This window comes from Phormidium sp. FACHB-592, from assembly GCF_014695795.1.
Lineage (GTDB): Bacteria > Cyanobacteriota > Cyanobacteriia > Leptolyngbyales > Leptolyngbyaceae > Stenomitos.
Window position 1 is genome coordinate 118,761 of the sequence record NZ_JACJOZ010000058.1, and the last position, 17,233, is coordinate 135,993.

19 protein-coding genes are annotated in these 17,233 nt (G+C 50.3%); 9 read left to right on the forward strand and 10 right to left on the reverse strand.

Annotated features, from left to right (window positions below):
- The first annotated feature begins 213 nt into the window (after positions 1-213).
- The 3 genes from H6F86_RS15835 to ald all read left to right on the forward strand — a co-directional run bounded on the left by H6F86_RS15835 (position 214) and on the right by ald (position 2,265).
- Positions 214-675, forward strand: a complete 462-nt coding sequence (locus H6F86_RS15835; RefSeq protein ID WP_190449572.1) for a GNAT family N-acetyltransferase — start codon at positions 214-216, stop codon at positions 673-675.
- A gap of 164 nt (positions 676-839) precedes the next feature.
- Complete coding sequence (gene thiS, locus H6F86_RS15840; RefSeq protein WP_190449574.1) at positions 840-1,052, forward strand: sulfur carrier protein ThiS; 213 nt, start codon at positions 840-842, stop codon at positions 1,050-1,052.
- 112 nt (positions 1,053-1,164) lie between these two features.
- On the forward strand, positions 1,165-2,265 hold the full coding sequence (gene ald, locus H6F86_RS15845; protein ID WP_190449576.1) for an alanine dehydrogenase: 1,101 nt from the start codon (positions 1,165-1,167) through the stop codon (positions 2,263-2,265).
- Here the strand turns inward: ald and H6F86_RS15850 are convergent.
- On the reverse strand, positions 2,262-2,465 hold the full coding sequence (locus H6F86_RS15850; protein ID WP_190449577.1) for a hypothetical protein: 204 nt from the start codon (positions 2,463-2,465) through the stop codon (positions 2,262-2,264). The genes ald and H6F86_RS15850 overlap by 4 nt on opposite strands.
- A gap of 219 nt (positions 2,466-2,684) precedes the next feature.
- Between H6F86_RS15850 and H6F86_RS15855 the strand changes: the two genes are divergently transcribed.
- The 3 genes from H6F86_RS15855 to cobA all read left to right on the forward strand — a co-directional run bounded on the left by H6F86_RS15855 (position 2,685) and on the right by cobA (position 4,806).
- Positions 2,685-2,936 carry a hypothetical protein gene (locus H6F86_RS15855; RefSeq protein WP_190449579.1) on the forward strand — a complete coding sequence of 84 codons (252 nt, stop codon included), beginning with the start codon at positions 2,685-2,687 and terminating at the stop codon, positions 2,934-2,936.
- A gap of 87 nt (positions 2,937-3,023) precedes the next feature.
- Entirely contained in the window at positions 3,024-3,887 is an 864-nt protein-coding gene (locus H6F86_RS15860; RefSeq protein WP_347240472.1) for a sirohydrochlorin chelatase, read from the forward strand.
- A gap of 133 nt (positions 3,888-4,020) precedes the next feature.
- Complete coding sequence (gene cobA / locus H6F86_RS15865) at positions 4,021-4,806, forward strand: uroporphyrinogen-III C-methyltransferase (protein WP_190449663.1); 786 nt, start codon at positions 4,021-4,023, stop codon at positions 4,804-4,806.
- Here the strand turns inward: cobA and H6F86_RS15870 are convergent.
- Positions 4,791-5,282 carry a DUF29 domain-containing protein gene (locus H6F86_RS15870; RefSeq protein ID WP_242033544.1) on the reverse strand — a complete coding sequence of 164 codons (492 nt, stop codon included), beginning with the start codon at positions 5,280-5,282 and terminating at the stop codon, positions 4,791-4,793. The two genes, cobA and H6F86_RS15870, sit on opposite strands and share 16 nt — an antisense overlap.
- Before the next feature lie 164 nt (positions 5,283-5,446).
- Between H6F86_RS15870 and H6F86_RS15875 the strand changes: the two genes are divergently transcribed.
- Positions 5,447-6,406 carry an RluA family pseudouridine synthase gene (locus tag H6F86_RS15875; RefSeq protein ID WP_190449667.1) on the forward strand — a complete coding sequence of 320 codons (960 nt, stop codon included), beginning with the start codon at positions 5,447-5,449 and terminating at the stop codon, positions 6,404-6,406.
- A 62-nt stretch (positions 6,407-6,468) separates the two neighbouring features.
- Here H6F86_RS15875 and H6F86_RS15880 read toward each other — a convergent pair whose 3' ends face one another.
- From H6F86_RS15880 to H6F86_RS15910, 7 genes are all read right to left on the reverse strand, one after another.
- Positions 6,469-7,311, reverse strand: a complete 843-nt coding sequence (locus tag H6F86_RS15880; RefSeq protein WP_190449580.1) for a hypothetical protein — start codon at positions 7,309-7,311, stop codon at positions 6,469-6,471.
- A 555-nt stretch (positions 7,312-7,866) separates the two neighbouring features.
- Positions 7,867-9,078, reverse strand: coding sequence for a tocopherol cyclase family protein (locus H6F86_RS15885; protein WP_190449582.1), 1,212 nt, complete (start codon positions 9,076-9,078; stop codon positions 7,867-7,869).
- Positions 9,078-9,434: a DUF760 domain-containing protein gene (locus H6F86_RS15890; protein WP_190449583.1), complete on the reverse strand. Its 357-nt coding sequence runs from the start codon at positions 9,432-9,434 to the stop codon at positions 9,078-9,080. Before H6F86_RS15890 ends, H6F86_RS15885 begins: the two co-directional genes overlap by 1 nt.
- Positions 9,435-9,588: 154 nt before the next feature.
- Positions 9,589-10,086 carry an SMC-Scp complex subunit ScpB gene (gene scpB / locus H6F86_RS15895; RefSeq protein ID WP_190449585.1) on the reverse strand — a complete coding sequence of 166 codons (498 nt, stop codon included), beginning with the start codon at positions 10,084-10,086 and terminating at the stop codon, positions 9,589-9,591.
- 203 nt (positions 10,087-10,289) lie between these two features.
- A complete protein-coding gene (gene ccmA / locus H6F86_RS15900) occupies positions 10,290-11,141 on the reverse strand; it encodes a heme ABC exporter ATP-binding protein CcmA (RefSeq protein WP_190449586.1) in 852 nt (283 codons plus the stop codon).
- A 69-nt stretch (positions 11,142-11,210) separates the two neighbouring features.
- Positions 11,211-11,900, reverse strand: a complete 690-nt coding sequence (locus H6F86_RS15905; protein ID WP_242033545.1) for a phosphatase PAP2 family protein — start codon at positions 11,898-11,900, stop codon at positions 11,211-11,213.
- A gap of 276 nt (positions 11,901-12,176) precedes the next feature.
- Positions 12,177-12,410, reverse strand: a complete 234-nt coding sequence (locus H6F86_RS15910; protein WP_190449590.1) for a hypothetical protein — start codon at positions 12,408-12,410, stop codon at positions 12,177-12,179.
- A gap of 156 nt (positions 12,411-12,566) precedes the next feature.
- Here H6F86_RS15910 and H6F86_RS15915 point away from each other — a divergent pair, with 156 nt between their 5' ends.
- Complete coding sequence (locus H6F86_RS15915) at positions 12,567-14,729, forward strand: flavin-dependent dehydrogenase (RefSeq protein WP_190449591.1); 2,163 nt, start codon at positions 12,567-12,569, stop codon at positions 14,727-14,729.
- A complete protein-coding gene (locus tag H6F86_RS15920; protein WP_190449593.1) occupies positions 14,713-14,865 on the forward strand; it encodes a hypothetical protein in 153 nt (50 codons plus the stop codon). The genes H6F86_RS15915 and H6F86_RS15920 overlap by 17 nt, the downstream gene beginning before the upstream one ends.
- 42 nt (positions 14,866-14,907) lie before the next feature.
- Here H6F86_RS15920 and H6F86_RS15925 read toward each other — a convergent pair whose 3' ends face one another.
- On the reverse strand, positions 14,908-16,866 hold the full coding sequence (locus tag H6F86_RS15925) for a hypothetical protein (RefSeq protein ID WP_190449594.1): 1,959 nt from the start codon (positions 16,864-16,866) through the stop codon (positions 14,908-14,910).
- Positions 16,867-17,233: the final 367 nt, after the last annotated feature.

Here is a 17,233-nt window from a genome sequence, read left to right on the forward strand (position 1 = left end):
CTTGTCGGTAAGTGAAGGTGTAGGAGGGTGAAGGGGTGAAGGAGTGAAAGGGTAGAAGGGTGCAGCGCGTGAAAGCAACTGAATAATTCAGCAAGCGATTGCTTGTTATACGATCAAGTCCTGGTAGCGAGAGCAGTTGAGATGTTGCAAGTTGAATGAGTGCGAGGAGATGGGCACGGTCACAACGTCAAGCGTGTTGAGAAGGGAAACGATGTGAAGATACGGTTGTTTGAAAAGCGGGATGCTGAAACAGTCGCACGGTTATTTCATGAAACAGTGCACGAAATCAACAGTCGCGATTACTCAAGCAAGCAAGTGAAAGCCTGGGCGCCTGACGATCTTCACTTCAGAGATTGGGAAACGCGATGCTCAAGCCGATTCACCTATGTGGCTGATGATGAAGGTGTTATTGCTGGCTTTGGTGAGCTAGAGCCTGACGGTCATATCGACTGCTTCTACAGCCACAAAGATTATCAACGCTGTGGTGTGGGTAGCCAAATTTATCAAGCAATTGAAGCTAAGGCGATCGCTCTGGGTCTGAAGCGTCTCACGGTTGAAGCAAGCATTACGGCAAAACCCTTTTTTCAACGCATGGGGTTTGCGATCGTCAACGAGCAAGAAGTCATTTGTCGCGGTGAACGTTTCATCAATTACGTGATGGAAAAGTGGTTGTAAAGCGCAGTCTAATAACCTGCTTGGCTTGTACTGAATCCGCTTGGTGCGGATGCAAAGGGTCTTGCAGCCGCTTAACCAGAATGTTTCCACTGGCACGTCTAGTCAGAGGATGCAAAACCCACCTAAGCTGAGAGTGCTTTAACTCCCTGTTACCTTTCAACCTCATGGCAGATCAAATTACGCTACAGGTTAACGGTGAACCGCGTACCTGCGACTCTAAAACCACCCTACCCAACTTTTTGGCTCAGCTTGGCTTAAATCCGCGCCTGGTTGCAGTGGAATACAATGGCGAAATTTTGCACCGCCAGTTTTGGGAGCAAACCGAAATGCAAACGGACGATCGCCTGGAGATTGTCACCATTGTTGGCGGCGGCTAGAGGGACACAGAGGACAGAAGGCAAAGGGCAGAGGGCGTTAATACATCGATCGCTGCCCTACGGTGCGGCTATCGGCTTAAGCTAGAAGCAGAGGCAAGCCAATGAGGTACAGATGGAAATCGGTGTTCCCAAAGAGACGAAGGATCAGGAATATCGAGTGGGGCTAAGTCCCAACAGTGTCCGAAGCCTGAGCGATCGAGGTCATACGGTCTTTGTCGAGCGCGGTGCTGGTGAGGGATCGGGCTTTGCAGATGCTGACTATCTCCAAGCGGGCGCTCAGATCGTGCTGGATTCAAAAGATGCTTGGGATCGCGCACTGGTGGTGAAGGTGAAAGAACCCTTACCAGACGAGTACCCGTATCTCCGGAAGGGGCAAATGCTCTTTACCTATCTCCATCTGGCAGCCAATCGTGCCCTCACTCAGGCGTTGCTGGATTCTGGGACAACGGCGATCGCCTACGAAACGGTTGAACTGCCGGATAAGCGTCTGCCGCTCCTTGCTCCCATGAGCATTATTGCCGGACGGCTCGCGATCCAGTTTGGCGCACGCTTTCTAGAGCGTCAGCAGGGAGGACGTGGCGTTCTGCTGAGTGGTGTCCCTGGCGTAAAGCCTGGTCAAGTTGTAATTTTGGGCGGTGGCGTTGTGGGTACAGAAGCAGCCCGCATTGCTGTTGGCATGGGTGCCCAGGTGCAAATTTTGGATGTTAATGTCGATCGTCTTGCTTACCTGGAAACGCTATTTGGTTCCAGAGTAGAGTTGCTCTACAGCAGTGCCAGCCAGATTGAAGCCGTTGTACCTGCTGCTGACTTGCTGATTGGTGCTGTGCTGGTGCTCGCCCAAAAAGCACCTATCCTTGTTTCGCGACAGGTAGTGCAGCAAATGCGTCCCGGCTCCGTCATTGTCGATGTAGCGGTCGATCAAGGCGGCTGCATCGAAACGGTGCGTCCTACGTCTCATTCTCATCCCACTTACATTGAGGCAGGCGTGGTGCATTTCGGGGTGCCCAATATGCCTGGAGCGGTTCCCTGGACATCGACGCAAGCGCTGAACAACGTCACGCTGCCATACGTGCTGCAACTGGCAAAAGATGGCTTTGGGGCGCTCGATCGCAATGCCGCTCTTGCTCACGGCTTAAACGTCCACCAGCATCAGCTCAAACATCCAGCCGTGCAAGACGTTTTCCCAGATCTGGCACCAAAGCTAGTGTCTTAAATGTCTATTCGCGAAGCAGTCAGCGTCCACTTCTTGTAGCGCTGGCGATTGAGACAACCCCGGCTATAGGTGACTTCTTGCCCGCCGCCAGAGGTGAACTGTACACACCATTCGCGCTGGCTATGGTGCCAGTAGCCAACAGCAGACCCTGCTGCTAACACAACTAACCCAGTCGCAAACAAAATCAGCTTGTTTTTCACGTTCGACGTTTTTACTGTCACAGAGTACCCAAGCTCCACTGACGATCGTTTTCTTAGTGTGGCTGAAACGCTCAAATTCGACCACATCCAATAGCATTAATTGACTGACATGCAGGGAGTCATCGAGCAATTGATCATTTGAGCTTTCGATACCTGTTTCTGTAAGATCAAAGCTGCACAATTGCTCATCATGCTGATTAAAGCTAGCAAGAAAACGATATGAGCCAAGCTACGGATTTCCCCTGGTATTTTGCGATCGACGATCGCCTCGTTAAAGTCATTGCAACCCGCAGTGGTGGGATGGATGTGCTGCTTGCCAATCTCACAACGGGCAAACTTGAGCGCGATATGGAATACCTCGCCTACTGTTTTGAACCAGGGAAAAATGTGCAGCGCCTTTCAGAAGCAGAGTTCGACGCTCGTATGGCAACACTGAAAGCATCTTTGCGCGATCGTCAAGCTGATGCTTGAACGGTCCTTCTAGCTTTGCGGCTAAAGCACGCCTATCGCTAACGATAGAATCTGAGTAGCATTTGAAAAACTAGCGCACTCTGCATCGTGTCTTATCCCTCTGCTTATCTGCTCCTCTCTCACGGTAGCCGCGATCCACGTCCCCAAGCTGCCATGGACGCACTTGCCGAACGCTTTGCCCAGAAAATCCCCTACGCTGGTTTGCATTCTTTAGCCACTGGTAGCGAAGGCGCGATCGCCAACGATCAATCTGATTTCACCACCGCACCGCTACACGCCACGGCAACGATTGAATGCGAGCCGCCGTTAGTCGGCACCGCTTTTTTAGAGTGTCACCCACTGCCGTTGCATCAACAAATCGAGCAGTTTAGTGACAGAGTGAAGTCAGCTACCACGGCAAGCAACGGTAGCGCGAAGCCATGCAAAATTGCAATCCTGCCGCTCTTTTTGCTGCCTGGTGTCCATGTGATGGACGATATTCCACAAGAAATGGCGTTGGCACAACAGGCTTTAGGAGACGCGATCGAGCTTGATCTCCGTCCGGCGATCGGTTCTCATCCAGGCTTGCATCGTCTGGTGACAGAGTGTATGGCAAAGCAGCCCCTTGAGGCATGGATCGTGCTGGCGCACGGTAGCCGTCGCCCTAATGGCAACCAGCCTGTAGAAGATTTAGCAGAGCGTTTGGGCACCTTAACTGCGTACTGGTCTGTGCCGCCGAGCCTGGAATCTCGCTTGCAAGAACTTTCCCAGCTTGGCATCCGCCAGATCGGAATTTTGCCGTACTTCCTCTTTGCTGGTGGCATCACCGACGCGATCGCCCAAGCTGTTGCAACGCTCTCCCAGCAATTTCCGACCCTCAAACTCCACCTCGCGCCACCCCTTGCTGCAAGTTCAGAATTAACAGATTTGCTTGTGGATTTGGCTCAGGATGAAGGAGAAGGCAAAAGGTAAAAGGCAAAAAGTCAGGAGCCAGTAGCCAGATATCAAACTCAAAACTCAAAACCCAAAATTTCCCTGCTCCCCCGCCCCCTTGCCTCCCCTGCTTCCCTATCCCCTTACTCCTTACTCCCCTTCCCTCTCCTCCATGCAACACACAGGCAAAGTCTATTTAGTCGGCGCGGGTCCTGGTGATCCGGGGTTGATGACGCTAAAAGGTAAGACACTGCTAGAGTGCGCTGATGTCGTGGTTTACGATGCGTTAGTCAGCCCGCCAGTATTGGCGATGATTAATTCACGGGCAGAGCAAATCAATGCGGGTAAGCGGCGGGGAATGCACTCGCTGAAGCAAGAAGAGATTACACCACTATTGATTGAGAAGGCACAAACGGCAGCGATCGTCGTGCGGTTAAAGGGCGGCGATCCGTTTATGTTTGGTCGCGGCGGCGAGGAAATGGAAGACTTAATAAACGCAGGGATTGCGGTTGAGGTGGTGCCAGGTATTACATCAGGTATTGCAGCAACTGCCTATGCAGGTATTCCACTGACGCATCGATCGTATAGCTCATCAGTGACCTTTGTTACGGGTCATGAGGGCGCGGGAAAGTATCGTCCGGCAGTGAATTGGCAGGCGATTGCCCACGGCTCAGAAACGATCGTCGTGTACATGGGTATCCACAACCTGCCATACATTACCGAACAGCTTCAGCTTGCAGGACTGGCTATCACTACACCTGTTGCGCTAGTGCGTTGGGGGACACGACCGGAACAAGAAGAACTTATCGGTACACTAGGAACGATTGTGCAGCAGGTAGAAGACGCAAAATTTGAGGCACCCGCGATTGCGGTCATTGGCTCAGTCGTCAACTTACATGACATTCTTTCTAGTTGCCGTCCTGCATCGATCGCACTCGAACCTTACTCTGGCAAATAATCTTCATCAAGCGCCTGTTCAGGCGTGAAGGGTGAGTCGATGGGAAAGGTGGCGATGGTTGAGCCAGTTTCAATCGAAGCTTTTTTCCGAGCGTTGCGATAGCAGTCCTCAAACTCAGTCGTAACGTAAGGACGTAAGCTAGGGCTTTCACGAAACGCTTTTCTTAGTCGACCGCGATGTTCAAAGATCGTTAAGCGCCAACTGTTAGAGCGTTGCTCTGGCTGGTATTTGTATTTCAGCAGGTGCATCAAAACAATTTCAAGGTTGCTTTCAATCGAACGTTTGTCACTCCTGCCGATGCTCTCAATTTCTTCGACCAGATTTTCTATGTCAAGTCTGTCAAACTCACCGTTCCGCAGCAGTTGTGCGGTCTCCTGGAGCCAGAGGTAGAAATCGCGATCGTAAAGCTGAGTGCTGGAAGTAGACGTTTCAGGATGTTTTGCCGTCATCACAATTACCTGGCTCCGGTGAGCCATGTTGCTCGAAGTCTAACACGGACAGTTTTTGGGGTTGCTGGCTATGCGCTAGGGTTAAGTAAACAAGCGACATCAACAATTTTCAAAGCAATTTGGCTGCTGTATTGCTTGCAGGTTAGACATCATTGAGTTTCTTGAGCAAGGGTTAGAAATTGTCCTCACACATTGCATTACAGGTTGAATCTTCAGACGGTGCTCCTGAGGAGAAGTCACACCAGCGCCTCGATCGCTACCTTTCGGAAGCATTGCCAGACATCTCGCGCTCGCATGCCCAAAAGCTCATCGAACAAGGGCAAGTAGCGGTGAATGGGCAGGTTTGTACCTCTAAGAAATTGACGGTGCAGGTAGGAGATCGCCTCCAGATCACCATTCCCAATGCCCAACCGCTCGACCTTCAGGCAGAAGACATTCCTCTGGACATTCTTTACGAAGATGATCATTTGCTGATTATCAATAAACCAGTGGGATTGGTCGTGCATCCGGCTCCAGGGCATGAAGGCGGTACATTGGTGAATGCGTTGCTAGCACATTGTGACCATTTGGCGGGCATTGGTGGCGTGCAGCGTCCCGGCATTGTGCATCGGTTGGATAAAGATACGAGTGGCGCGATCGTCGTTGCTAAGACCGATCAGGCACATCAACATTTGCAAGCGCAACTCAAAGCAAAGACGGCACGACGAGACTATCTGGCAGTGATTCATGGTGCGCCTGCTGCCGAGAGTGGCACGATCGACCTGCCGATTGGTCGCCATTTAATCGATCGTAAAAAGATGGCAATTATTCCCGAAGAAAAAGGTGGTCGCCGTGCCGTCACGCATTGGCAAGTCAGAGAACGGCTGGGAAACTACACCTTAATGCAGTTTGCGCTTGAAACCGGACGCACTCACCAAATTCGAGTGCATAGTGCCAAAATGGGCTATCCGATCGTGGGTGATATGGTCTATGGTGCAGGGAAATCGGTCGGTGTGAAGCTGGCAGGGCAGGCACTTCATGCCTGGCGGCTGCAACTAGAGCATCCCGTGTCAGGAATGCCTGTCATCGCGATCGCGCCTATCCCCGCCACTTTTTCAACCCTGGTCGAACTACTGCGCCGCCGCCATTCTTCATCACCTTCAAGGACCTGAGCGGAAAATAAGACATTAAACTTTGTGGCACAACCACTCAAAGCTTCTATGATGGTCTGCCTTCAACTCTTAGAACTTAAAATCGAATGCATCTCTTTCATTAATACCTCTTGTTCTTGGCGCAATAACTCTAAGTGATTTAGTATTTCGTGTAGCCGCTTCTGAACATTTCCTTGACCTTCCAACTTGGCTGGCTGGAGAATCTCAAAACGCTTAAGCGATTGAAATGTACCTTTCGCTAATGACTGAGTTAACTTTAGTGGTGCTTGTAAAATAAACAACCAAACTTGTTGAGTGAATTGAGCTATTGCTGCAAGCAAACCCCAGCAAAGGAAAAGTAGAAGCAGAACTAAGGCAATCGTCCATACAGGGTGAGCCATAACCCAGGATACAATTGGATGTTCTGCCATCCACATTTTTACTGAAGTAGCAACAACATCTTGAACGCTATTAGAAATTGCCCCACTTAGTTGCTCTGTTTTTTGCAATGTTTCATCCAATGCAAACTTTGTCTTTTCTGCCGTTTGAGTAATAGAACTTGTAGCATTATTTAATTTATGAACAACAATGTTGGTTGCCCCATTCAGTGTACCTGTTGCCTGAGCAGCCGTTTCTTTAACTGCACTTGCTGCTTGATGAGTTGTCTCAGTGATTATATTAACTGCTCCATCCGTTGCTTCTAGCATAGAGGTGTTGAGCTTTGTTGTGGCTTCGTTTAGACCACTAACAGGCTGATTCAAGTTGCTCGCTAAATTGTTGAGCGTTTGCCCCGAATTTCCCATCACATGCAGTAGCTTGTTAAGCGTACTTTTTGCTTCAACAGTTGCGACATTGATTGCCTCATTTGTGAAGCCATCAAGAGTATTTTTTACACTCTGTACAGTTTGAGGAAAATTGTCTGTCATAGTTACTCCCAGTATTTAATGAACAATTACATTGGCTGCTTTTTGACCAGCTTTAGCAAAATCCAAATAGTTGCAAACTGGTGCTAGAGTCACAGCAGGTGGAAGAACGGAGGTGGCTAATGCATCTGCTGTGTAACATGGAGGGGCTACTGTTCCCGCTTCAACGCTACTTTTGAGGAAGTTACAACTGATCTCATTGATCCCCTTATCTGGCGTACTTAAAAAACACTTTTTTAGAAACTGAGAAGACTTCTGAGAGAACTTTGAAAATTGTTCAGGGAGAGTATCAACAGCCGAATTTACGGCAACATAAGCATTATTTAGATCAAGCTTTACATTGAGATGCTATTGGAAATCGCATATGCAGGATACGATAACTAAAGAACAGAAGTAGCAATGATAAGGATGAATGTCACTAATTTGCGTAGCCCTCCGAAATGCCTCCTTTTAAGAAATTTGTCGGTCTAAAGTATTTTCTATAGCATTGTTCCCTAAGCTAAACGATGGCTAACTAAGGTGACTCGATTCAGCTAGTTTGTGGGATTTTTTCGTTTCTTAAGCAGCGCTCTTCCAAACACCATCCCAGGGTGCGCCGCCTGTTTCTAGTCCGCCACGATCGCTGTAAGCTTCCAGTAGAGTGGTATGGCGTTGGCGATCAATCAACTTCAGGGTAATCTGTCCTAGCATTGTGTCTCGGCAGGCAAATACTAAGCCATCGGCTGTGGGAGCACGTAACGGCGTACCAGGAAGATCGGTCGTGCCCGTTAGCTCCACCGTGAACTGGCTATTTTCTGCCCACATTCGCCAGTTGCCCCAGGGCTGAATCTCCCAATGCACCTGAGCATTCCAGGGGGCAAACTCATAAAACGTGCCGCGATAGTGCAACCCAATCATTGCTACCGATTCCATCCACCACAGCACGCCTCGACGACCGCCTCCTGCTGTCAACGCTAAGTCAGGCTCCCCTTCAAAGCTGTTGCAGTTGAGCCAAAACCACTTTTGCGGAAAGGCACCACCCCAATTTTTTTCGCTGTAGGCTGGGGCGTTCTCAAACTCGTAGCGATCGCCATTCCACTCCATCCAGCCCGTTGCTAACCCATGCGCCATGAGTATCTGCCAGCCTGGTTCAAAGATTTGCAGAGACGAGAGCCAGCCTGCTGTTGATTGTTGCTGACCGGCTGCATTGCCCCACCCATAAACTGGCTGAATGCGATACTCCCACTGTGCTGAAGCCCCTGATGGCTCCTGCAAGCTGCCCTGATGCCAGGTCGCTGTTGCCTGGTAGCCTTCCTGTATCTGTTGAGTGAACTGTTCTGGCGGGAGATAGCGAGGCGCGAGGGGATGTAGCTTGCTTCCCAGAACGGGCGGGGATAGGGGCGTAGGGGAAAAGGGAAAATTTTGAGTATCGAGCTGCTGACCGCTAACTGCTGACTGCTGACCGCTAGCGCCTCTCACCTTGCCCCAATGTCCCAGTCCAAGTGTGTGCTTCCATGCCCAAAACGTATGCACGTTAGGAAAGGTGCGGCAGAGGTATTCGTCGTTGGGACCGAGGATTTGTGCGGCTCCACCGCTATGGGGTTTGCCGCCGATCGCATCTTCGATCGAGTACATAAACGCAAACGTCTGTCCACTATCAGGTAGCGTGACGCGGTAGTACCAACCTTCAAAAAAGCGACGATCGCTGCCATCCCAGTGGTAGCCGCTATGAGGGGTTTGTAAGCGGCTGGCATTAGTTTGAGGTAGGGCGGCAGAAAATAAATGGGACACTAAGGGCAATCAGGCTTTTCTGATGGAATCGACAAAGAGCCTGCAAGCAAATCTTCCATCTCCATGCGCTGCTCCATCTGGCGGAGGAAGTAGCCTGTCATCATAGCAGAGGCTAATAGACCAGCCAAATTGTCGCGATCGGTCGTGATTTTGACATTAAACGCTTCGGATGGCAACATTCCCACGAGCCCCTGCACGTTATGCGAAATAATTTGCTTTACGTCTAGGGTCACTAGCTTCGCCACCTGAGCGAGTATTTCAGGGGGCTGATGCTGAAGGTAATTCAGCAGTTCGTTTGACTCGTTTTCTTCAACGTCGGCACCGAGAAAATTCGCGCTGTTAGGGTTAAAGACCATGTGCTAGGTAGGTATCCGTTTCAAACTATTTTGACACTTCTCGCCTTAACTGCAACCCGTACACTTATGGTGAGGTGATGACATCAGCGCTCGTACCTCAGAAATATTACGGGTTGAGATAAGATAGGCACCTCATACGTCACTTGCTTACCGATCAGGGTTTTGCTTTAACGTGTTGGTCAAACTCCTGTGGCAGTTGATGCATTTGAAAGTATTGATGAAACTTGTTCGTCACCTGTAGCCAATAAGAGCGACCATCCGATTGCCTGCGTTTACGGACGAAGCCAAGCTCGACGAGTTCCGGGACGTGCTGATACGCGCCAGAACCGCGCAGTTCGACCAACTCCGTTTGCGAAATGGGACCTCTAAGGGCGATCGCCGCCAAGGTGCGCAGGGCACCAACTCCTAAATCCGCAGGCACTAATGTCTGGACAAGGTGATGATAAGTTTCGCGTAGCTGTAAAGTATATCCGTTAGGCGTTTCGGCAACTTCGAGCGCACCTTCGCGATGGGCATAGTCTGCCATAAGTTCCATCAAGCCTTCCTCGGCTGTCTCGCGATCGCACGCAGCAAATTCGGCAATTTCTGCCACAGTCAATGGTTGCGCTTTTAAGTACAAGATGGCTTCGATTTTACTGGCAAGGCGAGGCATGGCAGAAGGTAAAAGGCAAAAGAGCAGGGGAAGCGGAGGTGGCAGGGAGCACGGAGAACGGTTACGCGAGGAGTCACTAGGGCAATAGAAGCGTGGTTCAGAAGATTTTTCTAGGAGGAGTAAAGCTTACACAACTTAAAACGCTGCTTTTACCCGTTGCTTCCTCTGGCTCCCTTGCTTCCTCTGCTCTCCTTGCTGCGCCTTCAATCCAGATTCCGCCCTGTCAGTTCGACAAAGATATCTTCCAGATTGGACGGTCTTACCATCATGCCAGTTTTGTCGGGTTGCTGGTCAAGGTAGACATTAGCTTCATCCACAGTGGGAAAGAATTTGTAGTCCCAGCGATCGTTGGTTTGCTTCATGACCAGCCCTTCGCCATGCTTTTGTCGGAAGTCTTGCAGGGTGCCCAGTTCAATTAGTTTGCCCGCATCCATGATGCCAATGCGATCGCACAAGTATTCCACCTCATCCATGTAGTGAGTGGTGAGTAGAATTGTCATGCCTTGCTTGTTCAAGTCGCGGATAATTTCCCAAAGACGGCGACGGGTTTGAGGATCGAGACCAACAGTGGGTTCATCAAGAAACAAAATATCGGGTTGGTGCAGGAGCGCGCGGGCAATTTGCAAACGGCGCTTCATGCCACCAGAGAGCGTTTTGGCAAGGTCATCACGCCGATCGCTCAATTCTACATACTCCAGCCAGCGATCAATATCCTTCTGGCGCTGAGCCTTGGGAATATGGTGCAGCCGCCCATGAAATTCCATGTTCTCCCAAACAGACAAATCACTATCCACGCTGATCTGCTGGAGGACAACACCAATTTGCTGCTTGACCTGCGATCGTTGGCGTACCACATCGTAGCCTGCCACTTGAATCTGCCCTTCTGAGGGTTTTGTCAGCGTTGTCAGCATCCGAATGGTGGTCGATTTACCGGCACCATTCGGTCCCAGCAAGCCAAACATCTCACCTGCTTGTAGCTCAAAGGAAAGATTGTTGACAACAGGGGCTTTGTCAAACGTTTTGTAAACATTTTGCAGTGAAACAGCAGGAGGCATAGAAAGTTTTGAGTTTTTAAGTTTTGAGTGACGAGTGTTGAGCGCTACCTTCAGCCTTTTGGCTTCGTCCTACTTCCGGCTGGATATGGAGGGTAAAGGGCGCTTGTTGGTTTTAGGACGCGATCGATAGCGGCGTTTCCAGCTTTTGAAGCTAAGGATGCAGGCAACGAGCCAAACGGTGCCAGCCACATAGCCAACCACTAAATCTGTGAGCCAATGCGTGCCAAAGTAAAGCCGACTAAAGCCGACCGCGCCAACGAGCAAAACCGTAATAGTCGCGATTGTGGCTCTCCAGCGCGGTACTTGGGCTGCCAGCAAATAGCCAATGATGCCAAAAACCACAAGAGACATCATGGCATGACCGCTGGGGAAACTGGAGATGTTCACTTCAACGGTTTGCTGCCAAAAGGCTGGACGAGCATGTATAAACAGAAGTTTGAGTAGAGCGTTCAGACCAAACGCGCCGATCGTCGCGATCGCCAGCGTTACTGTTTCTGCCTGTCGCTTACGGCAAAGTAAAACTGTTGCTATGAGCAAACTTGCCGCTAGCAGTACAGAGACACTGCCAATGTTGGTCAGCACACCCATCACCTGGTCTAAAAAGGGCGTGTGCCATTGCTGGAGCGCCAGTAAGAGACGAATGTCGATCGACTGTGTTTGCTGCCCAAAGACCGTTGCCGCAATCTCATAAAAGCCCCATAGAGCAAACAGAGCAATCAGTAAACTGATCACACGAACCGTCGTTAGCAACGTTAGCATTCGCGTTTCAACATGCTCACGCCAGAGACGGAGGATCCTCTGACTTAGCTCATGCATGAGGGTTGCAAAATACAGCTAAACATTTTTGCAGGTGGCGAACACTCCTCTCAGTCTACCGAGCTAAAGTCTGAAATGTCTGAATTATCGGCAAACGGTCACGACAATAACCTTGATGCAAAAAACGGATGCATCAGCTGCTGATAGCTTTTGAACTTAGAAGAACGAGGAGTGTCTTTTATGTCAATTCTTTGCAGTTGCTTACAAGTAACTCCTTCATTAGACCAGGCTTTCCCAGGCGACAGCAATAATCTCGCTCAACCGATGCCGCTGCTGATAATCAAGCAACGCATCATCTGCTAAAACCTCTGTTATCAGGTCTTCTAACGACTGCCCCTTAGAACGTGCCACATCAACGACCCCTACGATCGCAGTAGCAATCAACTCTTCATCAACAAACTTCTGTCGAAAAGTACCAACTTCTGGGGTGTTTGCTGGAATAGGATAGTTCATGGCAGGTTGAGTAAAGCGATTGATGCAGGAACCCTGAATGATTTATGAGAAACTTGTAAAGTTTCTTAAGTCATTGATGTGAACTGAAGTTTAGCGCACTTTTACCAGTGTTTAACCTGTCTTTTTTAGTAGTTCATTGAAGCTTAGCTCCCCTAAATGAAGGAAGTTCTTTACATTGAAGTCCCTACCCCAGACGTAGAGGCTGTTAAAGTCTGGCTACAGCGGAGCTTTGAGCCTCAATCAGGAGTCAAAGCCATTACTCCTAGTGGCGTGCGTCTGTTGTTCTCTCAGGCTACACATCAGGTTACACGCACTCCAGAAATACAGGTTGTAACTCAGCCAGTAGCGGCTGAACTAGCAATTTTTGTCTGGTCGCTACAACGAACGACTTATCTAAAGGTCTTTCGCTGGACAGAGCAGCCAGCGCCTCAAGAAAAGTCTTTGCTAACGCAACTGACGCAAGCGTTGCGCGATCACTTTCCCAATCAGTATCCCCAACCGCCTGCGATCGACCTGTCTTGTCAAACCATTTTTGCTGCGTTAGCAGAGCAATATCCTCTCACTGTCAAGTATTTTCAAAAGATGCCTAACGGTGAGTATGACCTAACCCGCGTGTACTGGTGGGAGCAGCGTTGGCGCGAAGGCGTGCAAAATCCGCAGCAGCCCAAACAGGTAGTGTTTAGAGGCGAGGAGAGAGGAGATCAAAGCTTAATCTCTGCCCCCTCACCTCACACCCTACTGCAAGGCGGAAGCAAGCTATACCCCTCATCCTCTTACGACCTGATCTACATTGGTGGTGCGCTGGGTGTAATCCACGCGGCAGTGATGGCAAAGTTGGGCTACCGAGTGCTGCTGCTGGAGCGGTTGCCCTTTGGCAAGATGAACCGAGAATGGAACATTTCGCGCAGTGAGTTTCAAAGCCTGATTGACTTAGGTTTATTCACGCCTAACGAGTTTGAGAGTGTCATTGCTAGAGAATATGTGGATGGCTTTCACAAGTTTTTTGATGCCAACAATCCATCGGCAGCAAAAGCGCCTGTGCTCCATACGCCAACGGTGCTGAACGTAGGGTTAGATGCTGAAAAGCTGCTGCGAACCTGTGGCGAAAAACTACGGAGCTATGGCGGCGAGATTTGGGATGAAACCGAATTTTGCCGTGCTGAGGTCGATCGCGCTCAGGTAACGGTGCAAGCCAAGCACTTACCAACGGGCGAGGTGCGATCGGTGAGTGGGCGGCTGTTGGTAGATGCAATGGGTACGGCATCGCCGATCGCATGGCAACTAAATGGCGGGCGGGCGTTTGATAGCGTTTGTCCGACCGTTGGAGCGGTCATTGCTAGCGGCTTTGAACCAGGTGTGTGGGAGTCTTGTTACGGCGATGTGCTCAACAGTCATGGTGACATTTCGCGGGGGCGGCAGTTGATCTGGGAACTGTTTCCAGCCGATGGCGAAGAGCTAACGTTTTATCTGTTTCACTACCATCGGGTGCATCCTGATAACCCTGGCTCACTGCTAGAAATGTACGAAGACTTTTTCACAATCTTGCCGGAGTATCGCCGCTGCGATGTGGACAAACTGGTCTGGAAGAAACCTACCTTTGGCTATATTCCAGGGCACTTTACAACGGGACGGAGCGATCGTGCGGTGGCAGTCGATCGCCTGATCGCCTTGGGCGATGCGGCATCTTTGCAATCACCGCTCATCTTTACCGGTTTTGGGTCACTGGTACGAAACCTACCCCGGTTAACGCTTTTGCTTGACACAGCTCTGAAGCACGATTTGCTGAGTGCCAAACACCTTAATCAAATCCGTGCCTATCAGAGTAATGTGGCTGTCACCTGGCTTTTTTCTAGAGGCATGATGGTGCCCACGGGGCGCAACCTGCCGCCTGAGAGGGTAAACGCCATGCTCAACACGTTCTTTGGCATTCTGGGAGAGCAGCCCCCTGCGATCGCCGAAGCATTTATTAAAGATCGGGTTGACTGGCTCACATTTAACCGCATGGCGCTCACGGCTGCCTGGAAGAATCCGAAGCTGTTGCTATGGATCTGGGATATGGCAGGAGCGTTAGACTTTGGTCGCTGGCTAGGCAGCTACCTCGACTTCACCATTACCGCTTTTATCAGCAGTCTGGTGCGTAGCTGGTTTCCAGCACTTCTACGCCAAGTACAGCCCTGGTTGGAACCGAAGTTTCCAGGCTTATGGCTGTGGCTGTTGGCTCAAAGCTATACCTGGACAGATGGTGTTGGGCGACCCCAGATGGTGCAGTTGAGAGCCACAGAAGCCTCAGAAGAACAAGCTCATGCGCCGATCGGGTGACGTTTGTCTACTGTGGCAATTGAAGACAGAGTTAGAACAGTTGGGGTTCCCAGTTCGGCTTCTGGTAAAGGTGCTACTTAATCCTTCAGCCTTCAGCTATACCTATTGGCTCAACTGGAGCGTGATGCTGCCATGACCGCTCCCCAATCATGCTTTTTCACTAACTCCTGTCATCTTTTTACCGTTTGGGAAACATGGGCAAATCCACAGCCGCCAACGACGCTAGCTTCTTGGCTGGGCGAAGGGGATACACGATCGGCGAGGGTAGTACTGCAAACGATGGGGATGCTACTGTGGAACGGCTAACAGTCTGTGCTGGCTGTGGCATCCCCACCTGGTCAGCTTGACCAGCAACGTCTAGCGTTACGTCGGTGTCAGCTTGAGCCACTGTTTCGGTATCACTCGATCGCGCTATCTTCCCAGCATTGACCAGTCGATCGCGCCATGTCCAAGCCGTCTGCGAGGCTGCTGCGTCGGCTGCATCTTCCAACGGTGATGCATCTGTAGCAAAGATGGGTGGAATAGCTGTTGTGCTGGTCGGTACGCTTGGTAATGGCTGCTTGTCTGTCGGCACCAGATTTGCGCTACCCGAAGCAAGGTTCATTTGAGCGGAATCAACTGATTCGAGCGGACGATCGATGTTTGTAGTAACCAGATCGGAATCTTCGGCTTGCAGTGGTAGATCGGTTTGCAGTGGTAGATCGATAAGTGTTGCCAGGTTATCCCAAAGGGGATCAGTGGCACTGCTATCGGGCAAGGGGGATAGTGAGGTGTTGGCGATCGTGCTTGGGCTGAATGAGCTAACGTCAGGTTGCTGCTGCTCTAAAGGGCGATCGGGTAAACCAAACAGCATTGAACCAGGGACTTCCAATGGGGATAACGAGTCAGCATCCACACATTCTGCCTCTAGACTTGCCTCTGAGAAGGGAGCAAGGTCAAAATGTGGTGCTGGCTGAAGCAAAGCAGTTGGTAGGTCTAATGGCTGCGTCTTAGCAACGGGAAAGATGAGCTGCATCAAATGGTTGACGAACTGCGGATCTTCAGAGTCTAGCGGCGATCGCAGATCAGCAGACGCAGCCATTGACTCATGCTCAGACTGCCCGCTGAACGGTGTTGTCAGTTTTGCCTCTGAACCATCCTGTCCTAGTGCCGAAGCGTCAGGATTCAAGAGTTTGAACAATCGATCGGGTCGATCGGCAGCGTCTGTTGTGTCCTGTAAAGTCTTTGCCAGTGACCAGGGCTTGACCGGTGAATTTTTAGGCAATAGTGCAGAGGCATCTGGTACAGTTGCATGACCAGCTAGGGCAATGTCCGTTATGGCTGGATGCCCGTAAACAGCAGGCATTTCAAGGCTTTTTTCTAACGCCGCTTTAAACTGAAGGGTTTGTTGCTGTTGGCGATGCAGCCGCAGCCGTAGGTCGCGACAGGTGTTCTCTGCTTGCAGCACTTGTTGAACTTGCTCGTTGTGGCGCTGCTGAGCCAGGGCGCAATCACGCTCTAGCTGGGCAATCCGTTCCTGACTGCTGCTTAGTTGCTCGGTGAGTGTTTCTACCAAAATTTGCTGCCGCTGAGCAGTCTGGTGCGATCGCTCTAGTTCTTGCAAAAGCTGCTGAAGCCTCTCCTGTGCTGAGTCTAAGGGTTGCTCCTGACCGCTGTTGCCTGTGCTCTCTAGGAGGTTGCCTACTGCTTGCGATCGATGGCGTGCTGCCAGTTCTTCGTCAGACAGGTGCTCCAACGCTGTCTCTGCTTGTGTCAGTCGATCATGTAGGGTGGCTTGCTGCTGTAGCGGCAGCGTTGCCATACCTTCAGCGCTTTCCAGAGGACTCGTGCCAATGTAGGTAGCCGCAGGATTAATTTCAGCACTGCTGTAGTGGATGACTCCTGACGCAACTACGTTGTCCTGACGTTCTATAGGGTTTCCTTCTAGCTGCCATCCTTCTACGGCTTCATGTGGAAGGGCATCGACGCTCATTGCCCCAGGAAAATCAACAGTTTGCCAGTCTTGAGTCGAACCTTCTGATCCTTCAATTGGTGCTGGTGTCACCTCTGATGGGAGCGGCTCACTTACCACAGTGCTCTCGGTTGGCTCAATTGACATAGACTCAATTTGTTGATCTGGGCTATCAGCTTCATTCATGGCTCTGATCCTGAAGGTGGCTAATCCTAAGGGTAGGAATCCCTAACGTGAGACAGTTGCGACGCTATTTATCATATAGCCAGTCCTTTAAAGTTGAACGATGGATTTAGCTTACTTTGGTAATTTTAGTGGTTGAATTTAAAGCGCGACGGCAATAAGTTCGCAACGTTAATTTCCCTCACAATAAAACTCTAAACCGTTTATTTTTAGGTGTTTGGTGACACGACTAGACTAAAAAAGTGAGATTAAGGCTTTAAAGTTGCTAGTGAACAGATTGTGCTGGCATCTTTAGTTCAGTCCCGTTGATTATTCTTAACTCAGCTAATGCTTCAAAACTACATGACGATTGAGTATGAAACTTCTGTAA

What these genes read in the sequence shown, in the direction of transcription:
- thiS (WP_190449574.1), top strand. Translation starts at nt 840, where the DNA reads ATGGCAGATCAAATTACGCTACAGGTTAACGGTGAACCGCGTACCTGC.
- H6F86_RS15925 (WP_190449594.1), bottom strand. Translation starts at nt 16,866, where the DNA reads ATGAATGAAGCTGATAGCCCAGATCAACAAATTGAGTCTATGTCAATT.
- scpB (WP_190449585.1), bottom strand. Translation starts at nt 10,086, where the DNA reads ATGCCTCGCCTTGCCAGTAAAATCGAAGCCATCTTGTACTTAAAAGCG.
- H6F86_RS15905 (WP_242033545.1), bottom strand. Translation starts at nt 11,900, where the DNA reads ATGCTAACGTTGCTAACGACGGTTCGTGTGATCAGTTTACTGATTGCT.
- ald (WP_190449576.1), top strand. Translation starts at nt 1,165, where the DNA reads ATGGAAATCGGTGTTCCCAAAGAGACGAAGGATCAGGAATATCGAGTG.
- H6F86_RS15855 (WP_190449579.1), top strand. Translation starts at nt 2,685, where the DNA reads ATGAGCCAAGCTACGGATTTCCCCTGGTATTTTGCGATCGACGATCGC.
- H6F86_RS15915 (WP_190449591.1), top strand. Translation starts at nt 12,567, where the DNA reads ATGAAGGAAGTTCTTTACATTGAAGTCCCTACCCCAGACGTAGAGGCT.
- H6F86_RS15890 (WP_190449583.1), bottom strand. Translation starts at nt 9,434, where the DNA reads ATGGTCTTTAACCCTAACAGCGCGAATTTTCTCGGTGCCGACGTTGAA.
- H6F86_RS15920 (WP_190449593.1), top strand. Translation starts at nt 14,713, where the DNA reads ATGCGCCGATCGGGTGACGTTTGTCTACTGTGGCAATTGAAGACAGAG.
- H6F86_RS15880 (WP_190449580.1), bottom strand. Translation starts at nt 7,311, where the DNA reads ATGACAGACAATTTTCCTCAAACTGTACAGAGTGTAAAAAATACTCTT.
- cobA (WP_190449663.1), top strand. Translation starts at nt 4,021, where the DNA reads ATGCAACACACAGGCAAAGTCTATTTAGTCGGCGCGGGTCCTGGTGAT.
- ccmA (WP_190449586.1), bottom strand. Translation starts at nt 11,141, where the DNA reads ATGCCTCCTGCTGTTTCACTGCAAAATGTTTACAAAACGTTTGACAAA.
- H6F86_RS15870 (WP_242033544.1), bottom strand. Translation starts at nt 5,282, where the DNA reads ATGGCTCACCGGAGCCAGGTAATTGTGATGACGGCAAAACATCCTGAA.
- H6F86_RS15910 (WP_190449590.1), bottom strand. Translation starts at nt 12,410, where the DNA reads ATGAACTATCCTATTCCAGCAAACACCCCAGAAGTTGGTACTTTTCGA.